The 24,222-nt window shown below is 65.8% G+C and carries 22 protein-coding genes; 14 read left to right on the top strand and 8 right to left on the bottom strand.

What is annotated here, in order from left to right; translation table 11 throughout:
* Positions 1 to 95: 95 nt before the first annotated feature.
* Positions 96 to 1,769 (top strand): hypothetical protein, encoded by a 1,674-nt coding sequence (locus U5A57_RS00845; protein ID WP_321907345.1) that lies wholly within the window; start codon positions 96 to 98, stop codon positions 1,767 to 1,769.
* On the opposite strand, the gene U5A57_RS00840 is transcribed toward U5A57_RS00845, so the two are convergent.
* Positions 1,759 to 1,995: a cysteine-rich CWC family protein gene (locus tag U5A57_RS00840; protein ID WP_415764966.1), complete on the bottom strand. Its 237-nt coding sequence runs from the start codon at positions 1,993 to 1,995 to the stop codon at positions 1,759 to 1,761. The two genes, U5A57_RS00845 and U5A57_RS00840, sit on opposite strands and share 11 nt — an antisense overlap.
* 334 nt (positions 1,996 to 2,329) lie before the next feature.
* On the opposite strand from U5A57_RS00840, the gene argB reads away from it, so the two are divergent.
* The 8 genes from argB to U5A57_RS00800 all read left to right on the top strand — a co-directional run bounded on the left by argB (position 2,330) and on the right by U5A57_RS00800 (position 10,146).
* Entirely contained in the window at positions 2,330 to 3,229 is a 900-nt protein-coding gene (argB, locus tag U5A57_RS00835) for an acetylglutamate kinase (protein WP_233878880.1), read from the top strand.
* Positions 3,230 to 3,281: 52 nt separating this feature from the next.
* A complete protein-coding gene (locus U5A57_RS00830) occupies positions 3,282 to 4,067 on the top strand; it encodes a pyrimidine 5'-nucleotidase (protein ID WP_321907343.1) in 786 nt (261 codons plus the stop codon).
* Between the two features lie 30 nt (positions 4,068 to 4,097).
* Complete coding sequence (gene slmA / locus U5A57_RS00825; RefSeq protein ID WP_321907341.1) at positions 4,098 to 4,784, top strand: nucleoid occlusion factor SlmA; 687 nt, start codon at positions 4,098 to 4,100, stop codon at positions 4,782 to 4,784.
* Positions 4,785 to 4,844: 60 nt separating this feature from the next.
* Positions 4,845 to 5,435 carry an HdeD family acid-resistance protein gene (locus U5A57_RS00820; protein ID WP_321907339.1) on the top strand — a complete coding sequence of 197 codons (591 nt, stop codon included), beginning with the start codon at positions 4,845 to 4,847 and terminating at the stop codon, positions 5,433 to 5,435.
* Between the two features lie 312 nt (positions 5,436 to 5,747).
* Positions 5,748 to 6,893 carry a homoserine O-succinyltransferase MetX gene (gene metX, locus U5A57_RS00815; protein ID WP_321907337.1) on the top strand — a complete coding sequence of 382 codons (1,146 nt, stop codon included), beginning with the start codon at positions 5,748 to 5,750 and terminating at the stop codon, positions 6,891 to 6,893.
* Entirely contained in the window at positions 6,890 to 7,498 is a 609-nt protein-coding gene (gene metW, locus U5A57_RS00810) for a methionine biosynthesis protein MetW (protein WP_112170109.1), read from the top strand. The genes metX and metW overlap by 4 nt, the downstream gene beginning before the upstream one ends.
* Before the next feature lie 81 nt (positions 7,499 to 7,579).
* A complete protein-coding gene (locus U5A57_RS00805; protein ID WP_321907804.1) occupies positions 7,580 to 8,986 on the top strand; it encodes an AmpG family muropeptide MFS transporter in 1,407 nt (468 codons plus the stop codon).
* The gene (locus U5A57_RS00800) at positions 8,983 to 10,146 is read left to right on the top strand and encodes a M48 family metallopeptidase (RefSeq protein WP_415774567.1); all 1,164 of its coding nucleotides are present in this window, start codon (positions 8,983 to 8,985) and stop codon (positions 10,144 to 10,146) included. The genes U5A57_RS00805 and U5A57_RS00800 overlap by 4 nt, the downstream gene beginning before the upstream one ends.
* A 30-nt stretch (positions 10,147 to 10,176) precedes the next feature.
* Here U5A57_RS00800 and U5A57_RS00795 read toward each other — a convergent pair whose 3' ends face one another.
* The 5 genes from U5A57_RS00795 to gatC all read right to left on the bottom strand — a co-directional run bounded on the left by U5A57_RS00795 (position 10,177) and on the right by gatC (position 15,492).
* Complete coding sequence (locus tag U5A57_RS00795; RefSeq protein WP_321907334.1) at positions 10,177 to 10,956, bottom strand: exodeoxyribonuclease III; 780 nt, start codon at positions 10,954 to 10,956, stop codon at positions 10,177 to 10,179.
* Positions 10,957 to 11,051: 95 nt separating this feature from the next.
* A complete protein-coding gene (locus U5A57_RS00790) occupies positions 11,052 to 11,888 on the bottom strand; it encodes a polyphosphate kinase 2 family protein (protein ID WP_321907332.1) in 837 nt (278 codons plus the stop codon).
* 142 nt (positions 11,889 to 12,030) lie between these two features.
* The gene (gene gatB / locus U5A57_RS00785; RefSeq protein ID WP_321907330.1) at positions 12,031 to 13,506 is read right to left on the bottom strand and encodes an Asp-tRNA(Asn)/Glu-tRNA(Gln) amidotransferase subunit GatB; all 1,476 of its coding nucleotides are present in this window, start codon (positions 13,504 to 13,506) and stop codon (positions 12,031 to 12,033) included.
* A gap of 2 nt (positions 13,507 to 13,508) precedes the next feature.
* Positions 13,509 to 14,999 (bottom strand): Asp-tRNA(Asn)/Glu-tRNA(Gln) amidotransferase subunit GatA, encoded by a 1,491-nt coding sequence (gene gatA / locus U5A57_RS00780; protein WP_321907328.1) that lies wholly within the window; start codon positions 14,997 to 14,999, stop codon positions 13,509 to 13,511.
* Between the two features lie 193 nt (positions 15,000 to 15,192).
* Entirely contained in the window at positions 15,193 to 15,492 is a 300-nt protein-coding gene (gene gatC / locus U5A57_RS00775) for an Asp-tRNA(Asn)/Glu-tRNA(Gln) amidotransferase subunit GatC (RefSeq protein WP_028203206.1), read from the bottom strand.
* Positions 15,493 to 15,922: 430 nt separating this feature from the next.
* Here gatC and U5A57_RS00770 point away from each other — a divergent pair, with 430 nt between their 5' ends.
* The 5 genes from U5A57_RS00770 to rodA all read left to right on the top strand — a co-directional run bounded on the left by U5A57_RS00770 (position 15,923) and on the right by rodA (position 22,554).
* Entirely contained in the window at positions 15,923 to 16,966 is a 1,044-nt protein-coding gene (locus tag U5A57_RS00770; RefSeq protein WP_004189550.1) for a rod shape-determining protein, read from the top strand.
* Positions 16,967 to 17,157: 191 nt separating this feature from the next.
* A complete protein-coding gene (gene mreC, locus U5A57_RS00765) occupies positions 17,158 to 18,300 on the top strand; it encodes a rod shape-determining protein MreC (RefSeq protein ID WP_321907326.1) in 1,143 nt (380 codons plus the stop codon).
* Complete coding sequence (gene mreD / locus U5A57_RS00760; protein ID WP_321907324.1) at positions 18,300 to 18,812, top strand: rod shape-determining protein MreD; 513 nt, start codon at positions 18,300 to 18,302, stop codon at positions 18,810 to 18,812. The genes mreC and mreD overlap by 1 nt, the downstream gene beginning before the upstream one ends.
* Before the next feature lie 100 nt (positions 18,813 to 18,912).
* Positions 18,913 to 21,378 carry a penicillin-binding protein 2 gene (gene mrdA / locus U5A57_RS00755; RefSeq protein WP_321907323.1) on the top strand — a complete coding sequence of 822 codons (2,466 nt, stop codon included), beginning with the start codon at positions 18,913 to 18,915 and terminating at the stop codon, positions 21,376 to 21,378.
* Between the two features lie 9 nt (positions 21,379 to 21,387).
* Positions 21,388 to 22,554, top strand: coding sequence for a rod shape-determining protein RodA (gene rodA, locus U5A57_RS00750; protein ID WP_158756648.1), 1,167 nt, complete (start codon positions 21,388 to 21,390; stop codon positions 22,552 to 22,554).
* Positions 22,555 to 22,654: 100 nt separating this feature from the next.
* Here the strand turns inward: rodA and U5A57_RS00745 are convergent, their stop codons facing one another.
* Together U5A57_RS00745 and U5A57_RS00740 are read right to left on the bottom strand one after the other, a co-directional pair.
* The gene (locus U5A57_RS00745; protein WP_321907320.1) at positions 22,655 to 23,419 is read right to left on the bottom strand and encodes a tetratricopeptide repeat protein; all 765 of its coding nucleotides are present in this window, start codon (positions 23,417 to 23,419) and stop codon (positions 22,655 to 22,657) included.
* On the bottom strand, positions 23,416 to 24,198 hold the full coding sequence (locus U5A57_RS00740) for an HpcH/HpaI aldolase family protein (RefSeq protein WP_321907319.1): 783 nt from the start codon (positions 24,196 to 24,198) through the stop codon (positions 23,416 to 23,418). Before U5A57_RS00740 ends, U5A57_RS00745 begins: the two co-directional genes overlap by 4 nt.
* Positions 24,199 to 24,222 lie beyond the last annotated feature (24 nt).

Genomic DNA, 24,222 nt, shown 5'->3' with positions numbered 1-24,222 from the left:
CTTGTCTGATTCATCATCTTGAAAAGGTTTGCTTCAATCTATGTCATCCGCCGACGACATTTGCGTCGGCGCTTTCTGACAAGCAAGAACGAATCATGCAGACCTCGCTTCCTGACGTGCTCCAACCTGTGCGCAGTCTCTTTCTCGATTTCATCGACGCGGCCGCCGCCGGTGCGACCGCGCAGGCAACCGATGCGTCCGCACACGAATTGCTGGCCGCCGCGCGCACCTTGATGCGGGGCTTCGACGACGACACGCTCATGCTCATCGCGGCCCGCGCACAGGATAGCGCCTTGGCGGAAGAAGCCGTGCGCGTGAGTACCGCGCTCGCCCGGCTCGCGCCGGAGCGGGCCGCCGCGTGGTTCGCCGCGGGCCTCGCGCTGCAGTTTGCAAACCGTCATGCCGAAGCGGTAGAACCTTACCGTCACGCGCTGGCGATCGCGCGTACGTTTCCAAATCTGCGCAACAATCTTGCAACGGCTTTGATGCAGATCAATTTTGGAGATGCCCAGATTCTGCCGCTGCTGGAAGAAACGGTCACCGAAGTGCCCGGTGACGCCAATGCCTGGATCAACCTTGCGCGCGTATTCCCAACGGATAGCGACCCGGCGCGTTCGATCGAAGCCAGCCGACGGGCGCTCGAACTCGCGCCTCAGAGCCCGCTTGCCCTGAACAACTACGCGATGGCCTGCAAGGAAGCCCGGCAGTGGGACGAGGCCGAACGCGCCGCGCGCGCCGGTTGCCAGTATGCGCCCAACGACGCATCGCTACGCGTGAACCTGTCGATGACCCAGCTTCTAAGGGGCAACTATGCGCAAGGCTGGCCCGGACATGAGTTGCGCTGGAGCGGGGCGAGCGAGCTGGCCGCGGGCCGTCCGGTCTTTCCGAAGCCTGAGTGGCGCGGCGAGCCACTCGCGGGACGCACGTTGCTGGTATGGGGCGAACAGGGCATGGGCGACCTGCTGCAGTTCTGCCGCTACGTGCCCATGCTCGCCGAGCGCGTGCATCGCGAAGGCGGCCGGCTCGTCTGGAATTCGTTCCCGCAGATGGGTGCGCTGCTCGAGCGCAGCCTGGGCAGTCATTGCGACCTGTACAGCGTGGGCGGCCCCGTCGAAAACCTGCCGCCGTACGATTGCGAAGTCTCGCTGCTGAGCCTGCCGCTCATCTTCGGCACTCAGGAAGCGACGATCCCCGGACCCACCGGTTACCTCAAGGCCGCCCCCGAGGCGGCGGCGCACTGGCGCGAACGCCTGGCGGGCGAAAAGCGCCTGAAGGTCGGGCTTGCGTGGACAGGCAGCCTCACGCACAAACGCAATCCGTTTCGTCGCGTCGGGCTCGGCCGGTATGCCCGGCATTTCGCAGGCATCGAGGGCGTGGCGTTCTACTCGCTGCAGCCCGGCGCAGAGGAAGACATCGCCGCGGCACGCCATGCCGGCTTCGAGGTGGACGACTTCAGCGCGCAGTGGAAAACCTTCGACGACACCGCGGCGTTCATCGACTCCCTCGATCTGGTGATTTCCGTGTGCACGTCGAGCGCCCACCTCGCGGGCGCGCTCGGCAAGCGCACCTGGGTGTTGCTCGACGTGAATCCGCATTGGGTCTGGCTGCTCGATCGCAGCGACAGCCCGTGGTATCCGAATACCCGGCTGTACCGGCAAAAGACGTTCAAACAGTGGGAGCCCGTGCTCGACGAGGTCAGCGCCGATCTCGCGGCGCTTGCGCGTGGTTCGCAACGCAGTGCGCAAGCGGGTGCGCGGGTCAAGGCATAGCGCGCCTGCCCTTCGGCGCGGCTCCCAAGGCCGGAGCTGCCGCCGCCGCGAGGCATTCGGGGCAGAGGCACCGCCCGCGCGGGTCGAGTTCGCTCACAGGCAAGGCGGGCAGCGACTTGCACCAGCAATCGAAGGGTTCGGTGTTCCTGCCGCAGTCGAAGCTTTTCCCGCAGCGCGGGCAGCGGGCGCTTTTCATGCCTGTGGCGGACACGGCGGAGGCGGTCATGGCGCGCACTCCTCTCGAAGCCATGGGTTGGCGACACAGAGATGATGCCACAGCCCGCGCGCTTGCCCTTCGCCGGGTTCGCCACGGGCCGCCTTCGCCACCCGCCGCTTTCTCCCGATTTCGCCCCGTTTTACCGCGCTGCCGGCGCGATGGCGTCCATGTTGCGCACGCGCCGCGCCGCCCGTCCGACGTGCGTCGTTTCCCCGCCGTTTTCCCTGTTGCACCGCGCCAGTCCTGTACAATCCGGCCTGTTTCGACCGTTTTGCGGCCGCGTTTTTCGTCCGCGGATCTTCGTCCGCGAGTTTCGTCCGTTTTTCGTCCAGTCTCCGCCGCCATGTCCGAGCCTCTCGACCTTTCGCAGATCGCACCCACCCTGAAAGCCGAAATTCTGGCCGAAGCGCTGCCTTACATCCGCCAGTACCACGGTAAAACCGTCGTCATCAAGTACGGCGGCAACGCCATGACCGAAGAGCGTCTCAAGCAGGGCTTCGCGCGCGACGTCATCCTGCTCAAGCTCGTGGGCATCAATCCGGTCATCGTGCACGGCGGCGGCCCGCAGATCGACACGGCGCTCAAGAAGATCGGCAAGCAAGGCACGTTCATCCAGGGCATGCGCGTGACCGACGAGGAAACCATGGAAGTCGTCGAGTGGGTGCTCGGCGGCGAGGTGCAGCAGGACATCGTCACGCTCATCAACCACTTCGGCGGCCATGCGGTCGGCCTGACCGGCAAGGACGGCGGCCTGATCCACGCACGCAAGCTGATGATGCCGGACCGCGACAACCCCGGCCAGTACATCGACATCGGCCAGGTGGGCGAAGTCGAGGCGATCAACCCGGCAGTCGTGAAGGCGCTGCAGGACGACGCGTTCATTCCGGTGATCTCGCCGATCGGTTTCGGCGAAGACGGCCTCTCGTACAACATCAACGCCGACCTCGTGGCGGGCAAGCTCGCGGTGGTGCTCAACGCCGAAAAGCTCGTGATGATGACGAACATCCCCGGCGTGATGGACAAGGCGGGCAATCTGCTCACCGACCTCTCGGCCCGCGAGATCGACGCCCTGTTCGAAGACGGCACGATCTCGGGCGGCATGCTGCCGAAGATCTCGTCGGCGCTCGACGCGGCCAAGAGCGGCGTGCGCTCGGTGCACATCATCGACGGCCGCATCGAGCACTCGGTGCTGCTGGAAATCCTGACCGAACAGCCGTTCGGCACGATGATCCGCTCGCATTAAGCGAGCGCCCACCGGCGGCGGCTGCGTGCCGCCGTCGCGTCTCACGCACGAGATGACCGACTCCAGCCTTCATGCCAGGCGTGTCCGGCATCGGCCGCGCCGCGTCGCCCGCACGCCGGGCGTCGCCTCTCGCGGCCCGGGCTACGGCGCCCCCGTCTGGCTCTTCGATCTCGACAACACGCTGCACAACGCGTCGCGCGCGCTCTTCCCAGCCATCAACGCCGGGATGACGCAGTACATCGTCGACGCGCTCGGCGTGAGCCGCGACGAAGCCAATCACCTGCGCACAAGCTACACGCGCCGCTACGGTGCGACGCTGCTCGGCCTCGCGCGCCACCATCCGATCGACCCGCACGACTTTCTCAAGGTCGTGCACACGTTCGACGACCTGCACGGCATGCTGCACGCCGAGCGCGGGCTCGCGCGCACGCTCGCCGCGCTGCCCGGGCGCAAGATCGTCCTCACCAACGGCCCCGAAGACTACGCGCACGCGGTGCTCGCAGCGCTCGGCATCGAGCGGCTCTTCGAACGTGTGATCGCCATCGAAGGCATGCGCTCGCGCAGCCACTGGCGCGCCAAGCCCGACTGCGGGATGTTGCGCGGCACGCTGCGCCGCGCGGGCGTGGCGCTCGCGGACGCCATCCTGGTCGAAGACACGCGCAGCCACCTCAAGCGTTACCGGCGCCTTGGCATCCGCACCGTCTGGATCACCGGGCATTTGCCGGCGCATCTGCCGGGCACCGGCAGGCCTCACTATGTCGATCGTCGCATTCGTTCGCTAAAATCCCTGAAACCAGGCCTGCAGTCGGGACGCTCGAAGTCAAACGGGGGAGCGTAAGCCCAGGGGCCAACGCCAGGGACGATATCCATGCAGCCGACAGAAACGCGTGAAGCAGTCGAAGCAGCAGAATCGCCGGGCGCGGCCCGCCGCGCCCCCCGCCCGAAACCGGGCGAACGCCGTATCCACATTCTCCAGACGCTCGCCACCATGCTCGAGGCGCCGCGCGGCGAGAAAATCACCACGGCGGCACTCGCCGCGCGCCTCGGCGTTTCCGAAGCCGCGCTGTATCGCCATTTCGCGAGCAAGGCCCAGATGTACGAGGGCCTGATCGATTTCATCGAGCAGACGCTCTTCGGGCTCATCAACCAGATCGTCGAAAAAGAGCCGAGCGGCGTCCTGCAGGCGCGCGCGATCGCTCTCATGCTCGTCAACTTTTCCACGCGCAATGCGGGCATGACCCGCGTGCTGACCTGCGAGGCCCTCGTGGGCGAGCACGAGCGCCTCGCCGAGCGCGTGAACCAGATGCTCGATCGCGTCGAGGCGTCGCTGCGCCAGTGCCTGCGCGTTGACCTCGCACAAGAGGCGGAGCGTAAAGCGATCTCGGGGTCTGACCATGTCAACGCGAAGCCCGCCGCCAAGGGATACGATCCAACCGTACGTGCGAATCTGGTCGTGCGTTATGTGATCGGCTGCTGGCATCGCTATGCGCAAAGCGGTTTCACGCGTTCGCCGAGCGAGCACGCCGAAGAGCAGATCCGCATCATTCTTCAATAGCGCGGCCGCGCGGCGTTTTTCCGTGGCGGCTGCTCGCGTCGCTACAAGGAGAACCGCCGCATGAACCGTCCCGTTCCTCCCTTCGGCCTGCCGCCCATCCTCACGAGCCTCTCCGCCCATTGGGGCTGGCTCATTGCACGCGGCATCGCCGCCATCGTCTTTGGCGTGCTCGCCTTCTCGCTGCCCGGGCTCACCGTGCTCACGCTTGCCATCGTCTGGGGCGCCTACGCCATCGTCGACGGCGCGTTCGCGCTCATCTACGGTGCGCGCGGCGGCGGCACGCGGCGCTGGACCTACGTCATCATCGGTCTGATCGGCGTGATCGCCGGGCTCGTCGCGTTCTTCTGGCCCGGCGAGACCGCCATCGTCCTCGTAATGATCATCGGCGTGTGGGCGTTCTTCACGGGCATCTTCGAAATCGTCTACGCGATCCAGTACCGGCACGCCATTGCCCATCCGTGGGCGGTCGGGATCTCGGGGCTGCTCTCGGCCACGGTGGGCTTTTTCTTCGCGATGTTCCCCGGCGCGGGCGCGCTCTCGCTGATCTGGGTGATCGCCGCTTACGCGGTACTCTACGGCCTCCTGATGATCATCGCGGCCTTGCAGCTGCGCCGCTGGCGCAACGCGCATCCTTCCGCGCCGAAGACGTGATAAGGCTTCGCAGCCTCGCGCGGCGCGCGGACACGTGAAGGGCGGACGCAACTGCGACGGGCGATACCACGCCGCCCGGCGCGCCTTCCTGTGCGCCGCGCGTCGCTTTGCACTTTTTCCGATATACTCTGCGTTCCTTATGCAATACCCACGCGCCGATTTGCTGACTCGATTGCGGGCGCGTGAACTCCCAGAGCCTCTGGCCTGGAGTTCGATATAAATGCGGCTAAAGAGGTCGTCAGCTGCGCCAACCCTTTCGCACTCCGCGCCCGCCGACACCGTTTAGCCGCCCGAACAACCAAGGCGGAACGAATGGAATCGATCGGCATCGTCGCTCCTCAAACACTGCATTTCGACGAGCCCCTGCAACTGCAGAACGGCACGGCGCTGGCCGGGTACGACCTCGTGGTCGAGACCTACGGCACGCTCAACGCCGCGCGCAGCAACGCGGTGCTCGTCTGTCACGCGCTCAACGCCTCGCACCACGTGGCGGGCGTCTATGAGGACGATCCCAAAAATGTGGGCTGGTGGGACAACATGGTCGGCCCGGGCAAGCCGCTCGACACCAACCGCTTCTTCGTGATCGGTGTGAACAACCTCGGCTCGTGCTTTGGCTCGACCGGCCCGATGAGCATCGACCCGGCTACCGGCCAGCCCTATGGCGCGAAGTTTCCGGTCGTGACCGTCGAAGACTGGGTGGACGCCCAGGCGCGCGTGGCCGATCGCTTCGGCATTGATAAGTTCGCCGCGGTCATGGGCGGCAGCCTGGGCGGCATGCAGGCGCTTGCATGGAGCCTGCGCTATCCGGAGCGCCTGGGCCACTGCATCGTGGTCGCTTCCACGCCCAAGCTCTCGGCGCAGAACATCGCGTTCAACGAGGTCGCGCGCTCTGCCATCCTCTCGGACCCCGACTTCCACGGCGGCGACTACTACGCGCACAACGTGAAGCCGCGCCGCGGCCTGCGCGTGGCGCGCATGATCGGCCACATCACCTATCTGTCCGACGACGACATGGCCGAAAAATTCGGCCGCGCGCTGCGTCGCGCGGAAGGCGCCGTCGACGAATACAACTTCAACTTCGACGTGGAATTCGAAGTGGAGTCGTACCTGCGCTATCAGGGCGACAAGTTCGCCGACTACTTCGACGCCAACACCTACCTGCTGATCACGCGCGCGCTCGACTACTTCGACCCGGCCAAGGCGTATGACGGCGACCTCACGCGCGCGCTCGCGCACACGAAGGCGAAGTACCTCGTGGCGAGCTTCGCGACCGACTGGCGTTTCGCGCCCGCGCGCTCGCGCGAACTCGTGAAGGCGCTGCTCGATCACAAGCGCCAGGTGACCTACGCGGAAATCGACGCGCCGCACGGCCACGACGCCTTCCTGCTCGACGACGCGCGCTATCACAATGTGGTGCGCGCTTACTACGAACGCATTGCTGCTGAGGTGGGCGCATGAACCAGAGCGCTTTCGACAGTCTTTCCGCCCGTCCCGACTTTCGCACCATCGCGCGCTGGATCGAACCGCGCGCGAAGGTGCTCGACCTCGGCTGCGGCGACGGCTCGCTGCTCTCGCTCCTCACCGAAGAGCTGGAATGCACGGGCTACGGCATCGAGATCAACGACGCGGGCGTGCTCGCTTCGGTGAAGAACGGCATCAACGTGATCCAGCAGAACCTGGAAGACGGCCTGCGTCTGTTCGAAGACGCGAGCTTCGACTTCGCGATCCTCTCGCAAACGCTGCAGACCATTCACCAGACGGCGGCCATCCTGCGCGAGACGGCGCGCGTGGGCAAGGAGTGCATCGTCTCGTTCCCGAACTTCGGTTACTGGCCGCACCGGCTTTCGGTGCTGCGCGGACGCATGCCGGTTTCGAAGTCGCTGCCCTACCAGTGGCATAACACGCCGAACGTGCGTGTTCTCACGGTGAAGGACTTCGAGGCGCTCGCGCCCGAGGTGGGCATCGAAATTCTCGACCGCGCCGTGCTGCATGGGGGTCAGACCGTGCGTTGGGGTGTGAACTGGCGTGGTAGTCTTGCGGTCTATCGCGTGAGAAAAAAATGACGCCGTGCGCGGCGTCGTGTGTTTTTCTGACCGACCGGTCCATCAGTGACCGCACCCAACACCGCCGCCGCTAACGACGACATGCAGAATCCGCCCCACGAGGCACCCGCCCGCAACGATCACCTCGCCGCTCACGAATCCCACCCCGGCTGGCGTGCGTATCTGAATACGCACATGCTGATCTGCGTGTTCCTCGGCTTTACCTCCGGGCTGCCGCTCTTCACGCTCGTCTATCTGGTGCAGGCGTGGCTGCGCTCCGAAGGCGTCAATCTCAAGGAGATCGGCCTCTTCGCGCTGATCCAGTTCCCGTACACCTGGAAGTTCGTCTGGGCGCCGCTCATGGACCGCTACGTGCCGCGCCTGCCGGGCTGGCGCCCGGGGCGGCGGCGCGGCTGGATGCTCGTCACGCAAATTCTCGTGGCGCTCGCCATCGGCACACTTGGCTACGTTTCGCCGAAAGATTCGATCTGGACCGTGGCCGCGCTCACCGCGCTCGTGGCGTTCTTCGGCGCGAGCCAGGACATCTCCATCGACGCCTACCGGCGCGAACTGCTCACCGACACGCAGCAGGGTCTCGGCAACGCAGTACATGTGAACGCGTACAAGATCGCGGCGCTCGTGCCGGGCTCGCTCGCGCTGATCCTCTCCGACCACCTGCCGTGGAGCACCGTGTTCGTGGTCACGGCGGCGTTCATGATTCCCGGCATGATCATGACGCTCGTGGTGAAAGAGCCCGAAGTGCATGGCGCGCCGCCGAAGAACCTGCGTGAAGCGATCGTGCAGCCGTTCGCCGAGTTCGTACACCGCGACGGCCTCGCCGCAGCCTTGTTCGTGCTCGCCTTCATCTTCCTCTACAAGCTTGGCGACACGATGGCGACCACGCTGTCCACATCGTTCTTCCTCGACATCGGCTATTCGCGCACCGAGATCGGCGTGATCGCCAAGATGACCGCGTTTGGCGCGAGCCTCGCGGGCGGCATTATCGGCGGCGTGGCGCTGGTGAAGATCGGCATTGGGCGCGGGCTCTGGATCTTCGGTTTCCTGCAGGTGATTTCGACGCTCGGCTTCGCGTGGCTCGCGCAGCTCGGCGCAGGCTCGCCCTCGCTCGCGGCGATCTACGATGCGGTGATCGCCGTGAGCCACGCGGTCTCGTGGGCAGCAGGTCTCTTCGGCGCGAACGTGCAATTCACACTCGACCCGCGCGCGGTAGCGCTCGCGCTCGTGTACGGTTTCGAGACCTTTGCGACAGGCCTCACGCTCGCCGCGTTCACTGCCTATATCGCAAGCACGACCGATCCGCGTTACACCGCCACGCAGTTCGCACTCTTTACGAGTCTCGCCTCCGTGCCGCGTACGCTCGCCTCCGCCGCGAGCGGCTACGTGGTCGCGCGAATCGGCTGGTTCGACTATTTCATCGTCTGCACGGTGCTCGCGGTACCGGGTATGCTCCTGCTCATTCGTATTGCCCCGTGGAGAGTCCGGTCGTGAGCACGCATGAGACCGCCGTGCAACGCCAGCGCGCGCCGCAGCGCCGCGGTGTGCGCGCGCTCGCGATGGCCCTTGCCGCGGCCTGGCCGGCCCTCGGCGCATGGCATGCGTGGGCTGCCGACAGCCCGGGCGCCACGAGCGCCCCGGCGGCCGTGCAGGGCAACGCCGCAACGCCGCCAACGGGCAGCGCCGCGAGTGCAAGCAACGGCGCAGTCAATCCAACGAGTAACGCAAACGGTACGGTGAACAGCGCGGTGAACAGCGCGGGAAACAACGCAGCAAACAGCACTGCGAATGCGAATGCGAACGCGACGCAGGGCACCCTCTCCCCCGGTGTGCCGAACACCGGCCGCGTGGTGCGATTCGGCAATGCCGCGGTGTACCGCAACCTGATTCCCTCACCGATGCTCGAAGCGCAGGCCACTGCGGAATTCAACGAGATCGTGCGCGGCGCGGCCCATTCGAACCGCCTCTATGCCGAAAGCGATCCGCACGTGCAGCGCGTGCGCGCGTTCGTCGACCGGCTCGCGCCTTACGCGCTGAAGTGGAGCGATCGCGTCAAGAACTGGAAGTGGGAAGTGGCGGTGATCCGCTCGAACGACATTCGCATGTACGCGCTGCCGGGCGGCAAGATCGTCGTGTACGGCGGCCTGCTCGACCGCGTGAAGCTCAACGACAACGAGTTCGGCATGCTGCTCGGCCACGAGATCGCGCATGCGGTGCGCGAGCACGTGCGCGAGCGCCTGGGCGAGCAGCAAGCCGCGCAAATCGAATCGGGCAGCGTGCCGCAACTCTTCGGGCTCGCGGATCTCGGGGTGTTTCCGCTCGGCATCGGCTCGCAGCTCGTGGAGATGCACTATGGCCGCGCCGACGAAACCGAAGCCGACGTGATCGGCAGCGATATCGCCTCGCGTGCGGGCTTCGATCCGCGCGCGGCGCTCACGCTCTGGGACAAGCTCGCGGCGGCGACGCGCGCCGACCGCGATCAGGGCTTCATCTACGTGCATCCGTACACGCCGGCGCGGCGCGCCGATATTGCCAAGCGCCTCGCCGACATGATGCCGCTCTATGCGAAGGCGATCGGCAAGCCGCTCGCCGAGTTGCCCGACTACCAAGGCATCCCGGCCGTGCAGAAGCGCAAGGTGGTTTCGGCGCCCTGAAAGCGGTTTCGCGGCGCGCCGGGGCGAGCGTCAGCGCTTGACCTTGTAGTCGTAGTCGATGGTCAGCGGCGCGTGGTCGCTGAACTTGATGTCCCTGAAGATCGACGTGTTCTTCGCCTTGTGCGCAATGCCGGGCGTCGCGATCTGATAATCGATACGCCACCCTACGTTCTTCGCATACGCCTGGCCGCGGTTGCTCCACCACGTGTATTGCTCGGGGCGCGGGTCGAGCGTGCGGAACACGTCCACGTAGCCCACATCGTCGAAGAGGCTTGTGAGCCACGCGCGTTCTTCGGGCAGGCAACCGGAGTTCTTCTGGTTGCCCTTCCAGTTCTTGATGTCGATTTCCTTGTGGACGATGTTCACGTCGCCGCACACGATCACTTCGCGCTCGCGCTTGAGTTCCGCGAGATGCGGCATGAATTCGTCCATGAAGCGGTACTTCGCGGCCTGGCGTTCTTCGCCGCTCGAGCCTGAAGGTACGTACACCGAAATCACCGAGAGATTGCCGTAGCGCGTTTCCACATAGCGCCCTTCCGGGTCGAACTCTTCGCTGCCAAAGCCGATGATGACGTCGTCGGGCTCGTGGCGCGAGTAGACGCCCGCGCCGCTATAGCCCTTCTTCACCGCATGCTGGAAGTAGCCCGTGAAGTCATGCGGCGCGAGAAACTCGGGCGTCATGTCGTCCTGCGAGCACTTGATTTCCTGCACGCAGAGCACGTCGGCCTTCTGTTCGCCGAACCACTCGAAAAAGCCCTTCTTCGCCGCCGAGCGGATGCCGTTCAGATTCGCGGTGATCACACGCAACATGTCTTCTTTCCTCTTGGTTTTGCGCTGCTTTTACGCTGTTTTTACGTTTTCTCGCGCCGCGCCGAACTGCGCCGCGCGAGGGGATTCGATCGGGCTCAGTCGATCTTGACACCCTTGAGCTCGGCCTTGGCCGGCGGGAATTCGAGCTTCAGGCTTTCCATCAGGCGCAGCAGCAACTCGCCCACCATGACGTTGCGATGCGTCTTCGAATCGGCGGGAATCACGAACCACGGCGCGTATTCCGTGGACGTGGCCGCGAGCGCGTCCTGGTACGAGGCCTGGTAGGCGTCCCAGTGCTTGCGCGCTTCGAGATCCGATACGTCGAACTTCCAGTGCTTGGTCGGATCGTCGATACGCGCCTGGATGCGGCTCTTCTGTTCGTCCTTCGAGATATGCAGCATGCACTTGATGATCGACGTGCCGCTCTCGGCCAGCAGCGCCTCGAAATCGCGGATCTGGCGGTAACGGCGCTCACATTCGGCCGAGTCGATCTGGCCGATCACGCGCGGCACGAGCACGTCTTCGTAGTGGCTGCGGTTGAAGATCGCGAGTTCCCCCGAAGCGGGCACCTGCATGTGCACGCGCCAGAGAAAGTCGTGCGCGGCCTCGATCGGCGTGGGCGCGCGAAACGGCACGATGCGCAGGCCGAGCGGGTCGACCTCGCGGAATACGCCGCGGATCGTGCCGTCCTTGCCGCTCGTGTCCATGCCTTGCAGCACGAGCAGCACGCGCTGGTGGCGCTGGGCGTGCAAACGCTCCTGCAGCACGTCGAGCTGCTTGCCGACTTCAGAGAGACGATCGCGGTCGCCGTCCTTGCTGCCGCTCGAAAACGGCTTCGCGGCGGGGTCGAGCGCGCTGAGCGAGAACGTCGGCGCCTTCTTGTCGCCGAAGTACGGCACGCGGTAATCGTCGAGACTCGGGACCTTGGACATGCGTTGTTCTCCTCTCTCGTGAATACAGATGGCAAAACAGCTTAGTGCCCTTGCGCGCGCCTGAAGCGGCAAGGCGGCGCCGCACTGCTACGCACGACGCCGCCTCGCTAGCATGCCCGAATCAGGCGGGCCGCACCCAGACTCAGCCCAGCTTCTTCTTCAGCAGTTCGTTGACCTGCTGCGGATTCGCCTTGCCCTTCGTGGCCTTCATGGCCTGGCCGATCAGCGCGTTGAAGGCCTTTTCCTTGCCCGCGCGGAATTCTTCCACCGACTTCTGGTTCGCCGCGAGCACCTCGTCGATGATCGCTTCGAGCGCGCCGGTATCCGAAATCTGCTTGAGGCCCTTCGCTTCGATGATGCGGTCGGCGGCGCCTTCGTCTGCTGCCTTCTCGTCCCACATCGCCTGGAACACTTCCTTGGCGATCTTGTTCGAGATCGTGCCGTCGGCGATGCGCGCGAGCAGCACGGCGAACTGCGCAGCCGAGACCGGCGAGGCTTCGATGTCGAGGCCTTCGCGATTGAGCTGCGACGAGACTTCGCCCATCAGCCAGTTGGCGGCGGCCTTGGCCTGCGCGGCGCCGGCCTTCGCGACAACGGCTTCGAAATACACCGCCATCGCCTTGCTCGACGTGAGCACGTTCGCGTCATACGGCGTCACACCGTACTGTTCGACGAAGCGCGTTTGCATCGTCGCGGGCAGCTCGGGCATCCCGCCCTTCACGCGCTCGACCCACGCTGCGTCGATCACGAGCGGCATGAGGTCGGGGTCGGGGAAATAGCGGTAATCGTGCGCGTCTTCCTTGCTGCGCATCGAACGCGTCTCGCGCTTGTCCGGATCGTAGAGGCGCGTTTCCTGCACCACCGTGCCGCCGTCTTCGATCAGCTCGATCTGGCGGCGCACTTCGTACTGGATGGCTTCCTCGAGGAAGCGGAACGAGTTCAGGTTCTTGATCTCGGCGCGCGTGCCGAATTCCTTCTGGCCGACCGGGCGCACGGAGACGTTCGCGTCGCAACGGAACGAGCCCTCCTGCATGTTGCCGTCGCAAATGCCGAGCCACACGACGAGCGTGTGCAGCGACTTCGCGTAGGCCACAGCTTCCGCCGCGCTGCGCATTTCGGGTTCCGTAACGATTTCGAGCAGCGGCGTGCCCGCGCGGTTCAGGTCGATGCCCGTCATGCCCGCGAAGTCCTCGTGCAGCGACTTGCCCGCGTCTTCTTCCAGGTGGGCGCGCGTGAGATTGACGGTCTTCTCGTACGCCTCGGTGCCTGCCTTTTCGTTGGCCGGCACCTGGATGGTAATTTGACCGCCCTGCACGACCGGAATCTCGTACTGGCTGATCTGATAGCCCTTCGGCAGATCCGGATAGAAGTAGTTCTTGCGCGCGAAGATGCTGCGCGGCGCGATCGTCGAGCCGATCGCGAGGCCGAACTGGATCGCGCGCTCAACGGCGCCGCGGTTCATGACCGGCAGCACGCCCGGCAGCGCGAGATCGACGGGGCAGGCCTGCGTGTTGGGCGCGGCGCCGAACTGCGTCGATGCGCCCGAGAAGATCTTCGACGCCGTCGACAATTGCGCGTGCGTTTCGAGACCGATAACGACTTCCCACTGTGTTGCCATGTTCACACCCCTGCCGGCGCCTTGCGATGCCAGTCGGTCGCGCGCTGGAAAGCGTCGGCGACCTGCAGCATGCGGGCCTCGTTGAAATAGTTGCCGACGATCTGCAGACCGACGGGTCGCTGCGCGTTCGCACCCGCGCCGAAGCCGCACGGCACGCTCATGCCGGGCAGGCCCGCGAGGCTCGTGGAAAGCGTGTAGATGTCCGCGAGGTACATCTGCAGCGGATCGTCGCCCTTCGCGCCGAGGTCCCATGCCACGCTCGGGGCCACCGGACCCATGATCACGTCGCACTGCTTGAACGCTTCCTGGAAATCTTGCGCAATGATGCGGCGGATTTTCTGCGCCTGCAGGTAGTACGCGTCGTAGTAGCCGTGCGAAAGCACGTAGGTGCCCACCAGAATGCGGCGTTTCACCTCAGGGCCGAAGCCCTCGGCGCGCGACTTCTTGTACATGTCGAGCAGATCGCGATATTCGGCCGCACGGTGGCCGAAACGCACGCCGTCGAAGCGCGAGAGGTTCGACGAGGCTTCCGCCGGAGCGATCACGTAATACACGGGAATCGACAGTTCGGTCTTCGGCAGCGTGACTTCCACGAGCGTCGCACCGAGCGACTCGTACGTCTTGAGCGCGGCGTCGATGGCGGCGCGCACGTCGTCGGCGAGGCCCGCGCCGAAATATTCCTTCGGCAGGCCGATGCGCAGGCCCGCGAGCGGCTTGTCGGCGCTCGCGCCGGCGCTCCACGTCTGGCCGATGAAGCGCGTGTAGTCCTCGTGCTCGTGCGTGAGGCTCGTGGAGTCGCGCTCGTCGAAACCGCCCATGGCGTTCAGGAGCAGCGCGCAATCGGTGGCGTTCTGCGCGAACGGGCCGCCCTGGTCGAGCGACGAGGCGAACGCGATCATGCCGTAGCGCGACACGCGGCCGTACGTGGGCTTGATGCCCGTCACGCCCGTGAACGACGCCGGCTGGCGAATCGAGCCGCCGGTGTCGGTGCCGGTGGCGGCGGGCGCGAGGCGCGCGGCGACGGCCGCGGCGGAACCGCCCGACGAGCCGCCCGGCACGGCCTTGGTGTCCCACGGGTTCTTCACGGCGCCGAAATGCGAGTTCTCGTTGGACGAGCCCATCGCGAATTCGTCCATGTTGGTCTTGCCGAGGCAGACCATGCCCGCGCGCTCGAGCCGCTCGACGACAGTCGCGTCGAACGGGCTCACGTAGTTTGCGAGCATCTTCGAGCCGGCGGTCGAGCGCCAGCCGCGCGTGACGAACACGTCCTTGTGCGCGAGCGGAATGCCCGCGAGCGGACCCGCGTGGCCCGAGTGCAGCAGCGCGTCGGCGGCTTTGGCCTGGGCGAGCGTCAATTCGGGATTGACGTCGACGAAAGCGTTCAGGTCTTGATGCGCCTCAATCCGGCCCAGAAAATGCTGGGCCAGCTCGACTGCGGAGCACTCCTTCGCAGCCAGCGCGGCGCGCAGTTCGGTCAAGCTTTTGTCATGCATTGCGTGATTCCTGGAAGAACGTCACGGCGTGGTCGAAATCAGATCGTTGCGCCGTCCGAAAAGCGGCTCGACGGACGTTGACAAACGTGCGGGCCGCTTCTCGGAAAACCCGCGAAAACTCGGGCGTCCGTGCCTTTTCGAACTGTTCTGATGACTCGTAGGAATTCGAAAATGGCGAAAAAATGCTGCGCGTTTACTCAATCACGCGCGGTACGAGGTAAAGTCCGTCCTGCACCGCGGGCGCGGGACGTTGGAGCGCTTCGCGATCGACGATTTCGGTCACGGCGTCCTCGCGCAGGCGCAGCGCAACATCCTCGATCTGCTCGATCGGGTGGGCGAGCGGCGCAATGCCAGTCGTGTCCACGGCCTGCATCTGCTCGACGAGGCCGAAGAAGTCGTTCAGGCGTTCGAGCGTATTGCCGGCTTCGGCGTCGGCCAGTTCGAGGCGCGCAAGATGCGCGATGCGCTTCACATCGTTCAGGGTCAGGGCCATGCGGTCACCGGAAAAAGAAGCTGCGGCAGTGCGGAAATTCGGTGCTGCAACAGCGGTTTATCGCGCCGGATCCGGCTCTGGAGGAAAGCTTCGATGAGGTCAAAAACTGCCTTCCGGATCCTGCAAAACAGGCAAAATTATAAGGTATCATTACGCGTTCGACCCAAACCCGGACCGCCTTGCATCCGCCTTTCAGTTCTGACCGCAGCACAATGCGGCCAGACAAGACCAAACGGGCGGTGCAGCCTGGCTGCCTCCGGTAACCATCCCCGCAGTTTCAGGCCCCTCGTGGCGCCCCTTGCGACGCCCTCCGCAGCGATGCCGGAGTGCTCTCGCGGCGGAGCACGACGCCCTGAGGCTGTTAATTTATCCGCTGCCGCCCTCGCCCACGAAGCTGGAAGGTCGGCCACAAGCGAGACAGGATTTTTGAATGTTCGGTTTTCTGCGTAGCTACTTCTCCAACGACCTGGCGATCGACCTCGGCACCGCCAACACCCTGATCTACATGCGCGGCAAGGGCATCGTCCTCGACGAACCCTCGGTCGTCTCCATTCGCCAGGAAGGCGGCCCGAACGGCAAGAAGACGATTCAGGCAGTCGGCAAGGAAGCCAAGCAGATGCTCGGCAAGGTCCCGGGCAACATCGAAGCCATCCGCCCGATGAAGGACGGCGTGATCGCCGACTTCACCGTCACCGAGCAGATGATCAAGCAGTTCATCAAGACGGCGCACGAGTCGCGCATGTTCTCGCCGTCGCCGCGCATCATCATCTGCGTGCCGTGCGGCTCGACCCAGGTCGAGCGCCGCGCGATCAAGGAAGCCGCGCACGGCGCGGGCGCCTCGCAGGTCTACCTGATCGAAGAGCCGATGGCCGCCGCAATCGGCGCAGGCCTGCCGGTTTCGGAAGCCACGGGCTCGATGGTCGTCGACATCGGCGGCGGCACGACCGAAGTGGGTGTGATCTCGCTCGGCGGCATCGTCTACAAGGGCTCGGTGCGCGTGGGCGGCGACAAGTTCGACGAAGCGATCGTCAACTACATCCGCCGCAACTACGGCATGCTGATCGGCGAACAAACCGCCGAAGCCATCAAGAAGGAAATCGGTTCGGCCTTCCCGGGTTCCGAAGTCAAGGAAATGGAAGTGAAGGGCCGCAACCTGTCGGAAGGCATTCCGCGCAGCTTCACGATTTCGAGCAACGAAATTCTCGAAGCGCTCACCGACCCGCTGAACCAGATCGTCTCGTCGGTGAAGATCGCGCTCGAACAAACGCCGCCGGAACTGGGCGCCGACATCGCCGAGCGCGGCATGATGCTCACGGGCGGCGGCGCGCTGCTGCGCGACCTGGATCGCCTGCTCGCCGAAGAAACCGGTCTGCCGGTGCTCGTGGCCGAAGACCCGCTCACCTGTGTGGTGCGCGGCTCGGGCATGGCGCTCGAGCGCATGGACAAGCTTGGCAGCATCTTCTCGTACGAGTAAGCGCGCCGCGCACCGCTGCGCTCGCCCGCGGCGCGGTTTCGGCGTCGCTGCGCCACTGATGGCGTGGCGGCGCACGCGCCGCCACGGGGCCCGCAACGGGGCGGCCTTCGGGGCGCCGATGTTTCACACTTCGTTGCGCCCTCCGTTACACCCTCTGTTTCACCGAACCGCACACGCCCCCGGCGCCGACCATGGAATACAGTCCGCCGCCCCTCTTTAAACAGGGCCCATCGGCACTCGCACGGCTGATCTTCTTCGTCGTGCTGTCGCTCGCGCTCCTCGTCTCAGACGCGCGCTTCAAGACGCTCGAGATCGTGCGCGGCGTGCTCGGCGCGGGCCTGTACCCGCTGCAACGCGCGGCCCTCGTGCCGCGCGACTTCTTTATGGGCGCCGCCGATCTGGCCGTGACGAGTTCCTCGCTGCGCACCGAAAATACGCAGCTGCACGTGCGCAATCTCCAGCTTTCGCAGCAGGCCAACGCGGCCGCTTCGCTCGCAGCCGAAAACGCACACCTGCGGGCGCTGCTGCAGCTCTCGCAGCGCATTGGCGCGCAAACCACGCCTGCCGACATCCAGTACGACACGCGCGACCCGTTCACGCAGAAGGTCGTGATCGGCGGCGGTTCGCAGCAGGGTATCCAGAACGGCTCGCCGGTATTGAGCGAAGACGGCGTGATCGGCCAGGTCACGCGCGTGTTCCCCATGCAATCCGAAGTCACGCTCGTCACCGACAAAGACCAGGCCGTGCCGGTCGAAGTCGTGCGCACGGGCCTGCGCAGCGTGATCTACGGCACGGCGAAGGGCGACCTGCTCGACCTGCGCTTCGTGCCGATCAGCGCCGATCTGCAAGTGGGCGACGAACTCGTGACGAGCGGGCTCGACGGCGTGTATCCGCAAGGGCTGCCGGTCGCGAAGGTGCTGCGCGTGGACAAGCAGGCCGATACGGCATTCGCCCGCGTGGTCTGCCTGCCGCTCGCCGCCGTGCGCGGGGCGCGCCAGGTGCTCGTACTGCACTATGTCCCGCAGGTGCCGCCCAACCCGATCATCGCCGAAGAAGCCGCGGCAGCCGCCGAGGCGAAGGACGCGAAGAAGAAGCCCGCCAAGGCCGCAGACAAGAAGGCCGACAAGAAAGCCGACGACGCGAAGGCGAAGCCTGCCGCGGCGGCAGGCGCGTCGGGCGCCGCGGCGCCGGCCGCCCCCGCGCAGCAGGCAAAGCCCGCAGCAAACGCACCCACCGCCGACAAGAAGCCGGCGGATAAAAAACAGCCCGAGAAAAGGCCCAAGGAGAGCCTGCGGGAAGAGGCAGCGAAGGCCGTTGAGCAAGGGGGCCATTGATGCCGCGTCCGCAATACATTCTCCAGCCGGTCAATCCGTACTTCATCGTTTTCAGCCTTGCGGCGGCGTTCCTGCTGAACCTGCTGCCTTGGGGCAAGATGCCCGGCGTGCCGGATTTCGTCGTGCTCGTGCTGCTGTTCTGGAACATTCACCAGCCGCGCAAGGTCGGCATGGGCGTCGCGTTCTTCCTCGGGCTCCTCATGGACGTCCACAACGCGAACCTGCTCGGCGAGCACGCGCTCGCGTACACGTTGCTTTCGTATGGCGCGATCACCATTCACCGCCGCGTGCTGTGGATGTCGATCGGCCTGCAAATGTTCGCCGTCACGCCCATGCTGGTCGGCGCGCAAGTCGTGCCGTTCGTGATCCGCCTGCTGATGGGCGCGTCGTTTCCCGGCTGGGGTTACCTCATCAGCGGCTTCGTCGAGGCCCTCCTCTGGCCGGTCGCGAGCGTGCTGCTGCTCCTGCCGCAGCGCCGCCCCGTCGATCCCGACGACACCCGGCCCATTTGAGCGGCGCGCGCTCGCCGCTGGACGACTCGCTTGACTACCTCTTACGCACCCCGGCCCGCCGTTCCTCGCGCATGGAACAGTGGGGCCAGGGTCTGACAGCATGACCGAATTCAAGGACACCCAGCAGCAGCTCACGAAGTTCCGCCTGCGCGTCGCGGCGGCGGGGCTGTTCGTGTTCGTCTGCTTCGGGCTGATCGCGTTCCGCTTCCTCTACCTGCAGGTCTGGAACCACAGCAAATACTCGCTGCAGGCGGACGAAAACCGCATTTCCGTTGCGCCGATCGTGCCGAACCGCGGCATCATCACGGACCGCAACGGCGTCGTGCTCGCGAAGAACTACTCCGCGTACACGCTCGAAATCACGCCCTCGAAGCTCACCGACACGCTCGACAACACGATCGACCAGCTGTCGACCGTGATCCCGATCGATGCGCGCGACCGCCGCCGCTTCAAGAAGCTGCTCGAAGACTCGAAGAATTTCGAGAGCCTGCCGATCCGCACGCGCCTGACCGACGACGAGGTCGCGCGCTTCACTGCCCAGCGCTTCCGCTTCCCCGGCGTGGAAGTGCGCGCGCGCCTGTTCCGCCAATACCCGCTCGGTCCGACGGCCGCGCACGTGATCGGCTATATCGGCCGTATTTCGCAGCGCGATCAGGAGCGCATCGACGACGCCAGCGACCAGAACGACAACGATCAGGAGCACTACGATCCGCGTCTCGACGCGAACAACTACAACGGCACCGACTACATCGGCAAGATCGGCGTCGAGCAGAGCTACGAAACCGAGCTGCACGGCCTGACCGGCTTCGAGGAAGTGGAAGTGACGGCGGGCGGCCGCCCCGTGCGCACGCTTTCGCGCACCCAGGCAACGCCTGGCAACAACCTCGTGCTTTCGATCGACATCGCCCTGCAGCAGGTGGCGGAGCAGGCTTTCGCGGGCAAACGCGGCGCGCTCGTCGCGATCGAGCCTTCCACCGGCGACATTCTCGCGTTCGTCTCCGCGCCGAGCTTCGACCCGAACTCGTTCGTGGACGGCATCGACCAGCAGACCTGGGACGAGCTCAACAACTCGCCCGATCACCCGCTGCTGAACCGCCCGCTGCACGGCACCTATCCGCCGGGCTCGACCTACAAGCCGTTCATGGCGCTCGCCGCGCTCACGCTGCACAAGCGCACGCCGCAGTGGGGCTTCTCGGACCCCGGCTACTACATGTTCGGCGGCCACCGCTTCAACAACGACGTGCGCTCGGGCCAGGGCTGGGTCGACATGAACCGCGCGATCATGGTGTCGAACGACACCTACTTCTTCATGCTCGCGCACGACCTGGGCGTGGACAACATCGCGAACTTCATGAAGCCGCTCGGCTTCGGCCAGCTCACCGGTATCGATATCGCGGGCGAGGCGCGCGGCATCCTGCCCTCCACCGAATGGAAGCGCAAGGCGTATCGCAAGCCCGAGCAGCAGAGGTGGTACGAGGGCGAGACGATCAGTCTGGGCATCGGCCAGGGCTACAACTCGTTCACGATCCTGCAGCTCGCGCACGCCACGGCCACGCTCGCCGACAACGGCGTGCTCATGAAGCCCCACCTCGTGAAGGAGATCGAGAATCCGATCACGAAGCAGGAGCGTCTCACGGTGCCGAGCCAAAGCGGCCGCCTGAACGTGAGCCAGGCCGACATCGACGTCGTGAAGCGCGGCATGGAAAACGTGACGATGAACCAGTCGGGCACCGCGTTCCAGGTCTTCCGCAACGCGCCCTACACGTCGGCGGGCAAGACCGGCACGGCGCAGGTGTTTTCGCTGCAAGGCGGCAAGTACAAGGCGCATGCGCTGGCCGAAAACCTGCGCGACCACGCGCTCTTCATCGCGTTCGCACCGGCCGAAAAGCCGCAGATCGCGCTCGCCCTGATCGTCGAAAACGGCGGCTGGGGCGCACAGGCCGCAGGCCCGATCGCGCGCCGCGTGCTCGACTACTATCTCGTCGACCGCCTGAAGCCGGGCGTCCAGCAGGCGGCCGTGGCTGCGGCGGCTTCGGCCACGGAGGATGCATCCGCGCCGGTGATCGGCGCGCCGCCCGAGGCTGCGTCTGCTGCAGCGTCCGGCGCGGCATCCGGCGCGGCGCCGGGCACGCCCGCGACGCCCGTCGTCCAGCCTGTGCGGGTCGCCGCCGGTTTCACGCCGTTGCCGATTCCCGGCGCGGCATCGGCGGCCGAGGCGGCTTCGGCTGCAGCGGCTGCAGCGGCTGCCTCTGAAGCCTCGGGCGCGGCCGCTGCGGGTCCGGCTTCGGCCGCCGGCGCAGCGGCGCGGCCCATGCCCGCCAGCAGCACAGCCGGCAAGACGCGCAAGCCCAGCCAGAACGTCAGCCCCGATGCGCCCTCTGCAACCGACGCCGTGAACGGCGGCACCGCCAGCGCGGACGGCATGGGCGCCGCCCGCCCCGCGCCCGCCTCCGTGCCCCGCCACTTCGGCCCTGGCCCCCATCGCCCGCGCCGCCCCGCCAGCGCGAGCGACGCGGCCACGCTCGCACCGCCGCCCAAGCCCGCAACGGGCGGCATCGACGAGTAAGGAGTCACCATGCCTTTCTTCCAGCTCGACAAGATCGACAAGCGCGCCGTGCTCGACACGCTGCGCAAAATGTTTCTCGGCTTCGACCGCCCGCTCGCGCTCACCGTGTTCCTGCTGCTGTGCGTGGGCATCGTCACGCTGTACAGCGCGAGCCTCGACGTGCCGGGCCGCGTGGAAGACCAGCTGCGCAACATCATGCTCACCTTCGTGCTGATGTGGGCGCTCGCCAATGTGCCGCCCAATACGCTCATGCGCTTCGCCGTGCCGATCTATACCTTCGGCATCGCGCTACTGATTGCCGTGGCGCTATTCGGCCTCACGCGCAAGGGCGCGAAGCGCTGGATCAACGTGGGTGTGGTGATTCAGCCCTCGGAAATCCTCAAGATCGCCACGCCGCTCATGCTCGCGTGGTACTACCAGCGCCGCGAAGGCGTGATGCGCTGGTACGACTTCGTCGTCGGTTTCGTGATTCTGCTCGTGCCGGTCGGCCTGATCGCCAAGCAGCCCGATCTCGGCACCGCCGTGCTCGTGTTCGCGTCGGGCCTCTTCGTCATCTATTTCGCGGGGCTCTCGTTCAAGCTGATCGTGCCGGTGCTGATCGCAGGCGTGATCGCGGTGGCCTCGATCGCCGCGTTCCAGGACAAGATCTGCCAGCCGCAGGTGAACTGGCCGCTCATGCACGACTACCAGAAGCACCGCATCTGCACGCTGCTCGACCCGACGTCCGATCCCCTCGGCAAGGGCTTCCACACCATCCAGGCGGTGATCGCGATTGGCTCGGGCGGCCCGCTCGGCAAGGGCTGGTTGAAGGGTACGCAGTCGCATCTGGAATTCATCCCCGAAAAGCACACCGACTTCATCTTCGCGGTGTTCTCCGAAGAGTTCGGCATGGCGGGCGGCCTCGTGCTGCTCACGCTCTATATGTGTCTGATCGCGCGCGGGCTCTATATCGCCGCAAATGGCGCGACGCTCTTCGGGCGATTACTGGCCGGATCGCTCACGATGGCGTTCTTCACCTACGCGTTCGTCAACATCGGCATGGTGAGCGGCATCCTGCCCGTGGTGGGCGTGCCGCTGCCGTTCATGAGCTATGGCGGCACGGCGCTCACGACACTCGGCGTGGCGATCGGGCTCATCATGAGCGTGGGACGCCAGAAGCGGTTGATGCAGAGTTAGTGGTGCAGCGGGCCGCCTCGCCCGCCTTTTCGATGCGCCAAATGACAACGCGCCGGCAGAGTCCGGCGCGTTGTCGTTTCAGCGTGCGATTTTTGAGTGCTTATTGCGTGGGCGCCGACTTCATCAGTTGCGCGCTCAACTGCTGATACTTCAGTCGCGCGACGGGATCGCCCTGCGCGGCCGCCGCCGCATAGTACGCGCGCGCGACGTTGAGGTTCTTCGGCACGCCGTCGCCGCCGCGCTCGTAGAACGAGCCGGTCACGTATTGCGCCGTCATGTCGCCACCCTCGGCGGCCTTCTTGTACCAGTAGAACGCCTGCTTGTTGTCGCGCGTGGTCCCGCGCCCGTCCAGGTACTGATTCGCAAGCGCTAGCTCCGCCTGCACATGGCCCTGCTTCGCCGCCTTGAGGAACCACTGGTGCGCCTGGACCGGATCGCGCTCGACGAAGTCGCCGTCGTCGTACATCTTCCCGTACACATACTGCGCGTGCGACATGTTCGCGTCCGCCGCCTTGCGCAGCCACTTGCGGCCCTCGCCCACGTCGGCGGCCCCGCCTTCGCCGTTCACCAGCATCATCGCGTAGTTGAACTCCGCCAGCCGGTTGCCGCGCTCGGCCGCCGCCTGGAACTCGGCGCGCGCCGCGTTCAGATTGCCCGCGTTGTAGTCGGCAACGGCGTTGGCCGTTTGCGGATCGGATTCGGCGCCAGGCGTGGCGCTAGCGCCGTCGGCCGCTGCGGCGAAGCCGCTCACGCCGAGCGCCGCGCCCGCCAGACAGCCGATGGCGACCGCGCGCGCCGCGCGTCCAAAACGCGGCGCAAAAAACCGCGCAAGTAGCCGCTCAAAAAGGGCTTCCGGATGCCTCATGACCTCGCCTCCTGAAGCGCCTGGCGCGTCGCGCGCACGAGCCAGATCACGTCGGCGGCAAGAGCGATGAAGCTGAAACCCATCTCGCGATACTGCTTCGCGCCAGCCGGATCCATGGCGAAAATGCCCGCAGCCACCCCCGCGTCGCGTGCGGCGGCCACAATGCGCCGCATCGCGGCGAGCACGTCGGGATGCTTCGAGTCGCCGAGATGGCCCAGGCTCGCCGCAAGATCGGCAGGCCCTACGAACAGACAGTCGACGCCCGGCACCTTCGCGATCTTCTCGACTTCGGCCAGCGCCGCCGCCGATTCGATCTGCACGATCGTCGCGATCTGCGCGTTCGCGCCCTGGAGATAATCGCGCCGCATGCCGTAGGCCGCCGCGCGCACCACACCCGCCACGCCGCGCTGGCCGCCGGGGGTGCTCGCGTCGGGGTACTGCGTGAGGCTCACGGCGCGCGCGGCCTCTTCAGCCGAGGCCACATTGGGGAACATCACCGTGCGCGCGCCCGCGTCGAGCACATGCTTCACGAGCCACGGCTCGCTGTCGGGCACACGCACCACGGGCTCGGTGGGCATATGCGCGGCGGCAATGGCGCGCAGTTGGGCGATCGTGTCGCCGCTGTCGTTCGGGGTGTGCTCCATGTCGATCAATAGCCAGTCGAAACCGGCGTGCGCGAGCGCCTCGGCAGCGGTTTCGCTGCCCATCGAAAGCCATAGACCGAATAGCGGCTCCGCCTCCTTGAGGCGTTCCTTGAGGGGATTGGTGAAGGTGCTCATCGCCGTGCTCCCGGCGAGGCTGCG

Origin of the sequence: Paraburkholderia sp. J11-2, from assembly GCF_905220185.1 — a bacterium.
Taxonomy (GTDB): domain Bacteria; phylum Pseudomonadota; class Gammaproteobacteria; order Burkholderiales; family Burkholderiaceae; genus Paraburkholderia.
Note: the sequence above shows the minus strand (reverse complement) of the source record. Positions and strands in the feature narration are given on the sequence as shown.

Bases quoted from the DNA above. Each gene is read 5' to 3' on its own strand.
- U5A57_RS00845 (WP_321907345.1), top strand. From the start codon at position 96: ATGCAGACCTCGCTTCCTGACGTGCTCCAACCTGTGCGCAGTCTCTTT.
- U5A57_RS00840 (WP_415764966.1), bottom strand. From the start codon at position 1,995: ATGACCGCCTCCGCCGTGTCCGCCACAGGCATGAAAAGCGCCCGCTGC.
- argB (WP_233878880.1), top strand. From the start codon at position 2,330: ATGTCCGAGCCTCTCGACCTTTCGCAGATCGCACCCACCCTGAAAGCC.
- U5A57_RS00830 (WP_321907343.1), top strand. From the start codon at position 3,282: ATGACCGACTCCAGCCTTCATGCCAGGCGTGTCCGGCATCGGCCGCGC.
- slmA (WP_321907341.1), top strand. From the start codon at position 4,098: ATGCAGCCGACAGAAACGCGTGAAGCAGTCGAAGCAGCAGAATCGCCG.
- U5A57_RS00820 (WP_321907339.1), top strand. From the start codon at position 4,845: ATGAACCGTCCCGTTCCTCCCTTCGGCCTGCCGCCCATCCTCACGAGC.
- metX (WP_321907337.1), top strand. From the start codon at position 5,748: ATGGAATCGATCGGCATCGTCGCTCCTCAAACACTGCATTTCGACGAG.
- metW (WP_112170109.1), top strand. From the start codon at position 6,890: ATGAACCAGAGCGCTTTCGACAGTCTTTCCGCCCGTCCCGACTTTCGC.
- U5A57_RS00805 (WP_321907804.1), top strand. From the start codon at position 7,580: ATGCAGAATCCGCCCCACGAGGCACCCGCCCGCAACGATCACCTCGCC.
- U5A57_RS00795 (WP_321907334.1), bottom strand. From the start codon at position 10,956: ATGTTGCGTGTGATCACCGCGAATCTGAACGGCATCCGCTCGGCGGCG.
- U5A57_RS00790 (WP_321907332.1), bottom strand. From the start codon at position 11,888: ATGTCCAAGGTCCCGAGTCTCGACGATTACCGCGTGCCGTACTTCGGC.
- gatB (WP_321907330.1), bottom strand. From the start codon at position 13,506: ATGGCAACACAGTGGGAAGTCGTTATCGGTCTCGAAACGCACGCGCAA.
- gatA (WP_321907328.1), bottom strand. From the start codon at position 14,999: ATGCATGACAAAAGCTTGACCGAACTGCGCGCCGCGCTGGCTGCGAAG.
- gatC (WP_028203206.1), bottom strand. From the start codon at position 15,492: ATGGCCCTGACCCTGAACGATGTGAAGCGCATCGCGCATCTTGCGCGC.
- U5A57_RS00770 (WP_004189550.1), top strand. From the start codon at position 15,923: ATGTTCGGTTTTCTGCGTAGCTACTTCTCCAACGACCTGGCGATCGAC.
- mreC (WP_321907326.1), top strand. From the start codon at position 17,158: ATGGAATACAGTCCGCCGCCCCTCTTTAAACAGGGCCCATCGGCACTC.
- mreD (WP_321907324.1), top strand. From the start codon at position 18,300: ATGCCGCGTCCGCAATACATTCTCCAGCCGGTCAATCCGTACTTCATC.
- mrdA (WP_321907323.1), top strand. From the start codon at position 18,913: ATGACCGAATTCAAGGACACCCAGCAGCAGCTCACGAAGTTCCGCCTG.
- rodA (WP_158756648.1), top strand. From the start codon at position 21,388: ATGCCTTTCTTCCAGCTCGACAAGATCGACAAGCGCGCCGTGCTCGAC.
- U5A57_RS00745 (WP_321907320.1), bottom strand. From the start codon at position 23,419: ATGAGGCATCCGGAAGCCCTTTTTGAGCGGCTACTTGCGCGGTTTTTT.
- U5A57_RS00740 (WP_321907319.1), bottom strand. From the start codon at position 24,198: ATGAGCACCTTCACCAATCCCCTCAAGGAACGCCTCAAGGAGGCGGAG.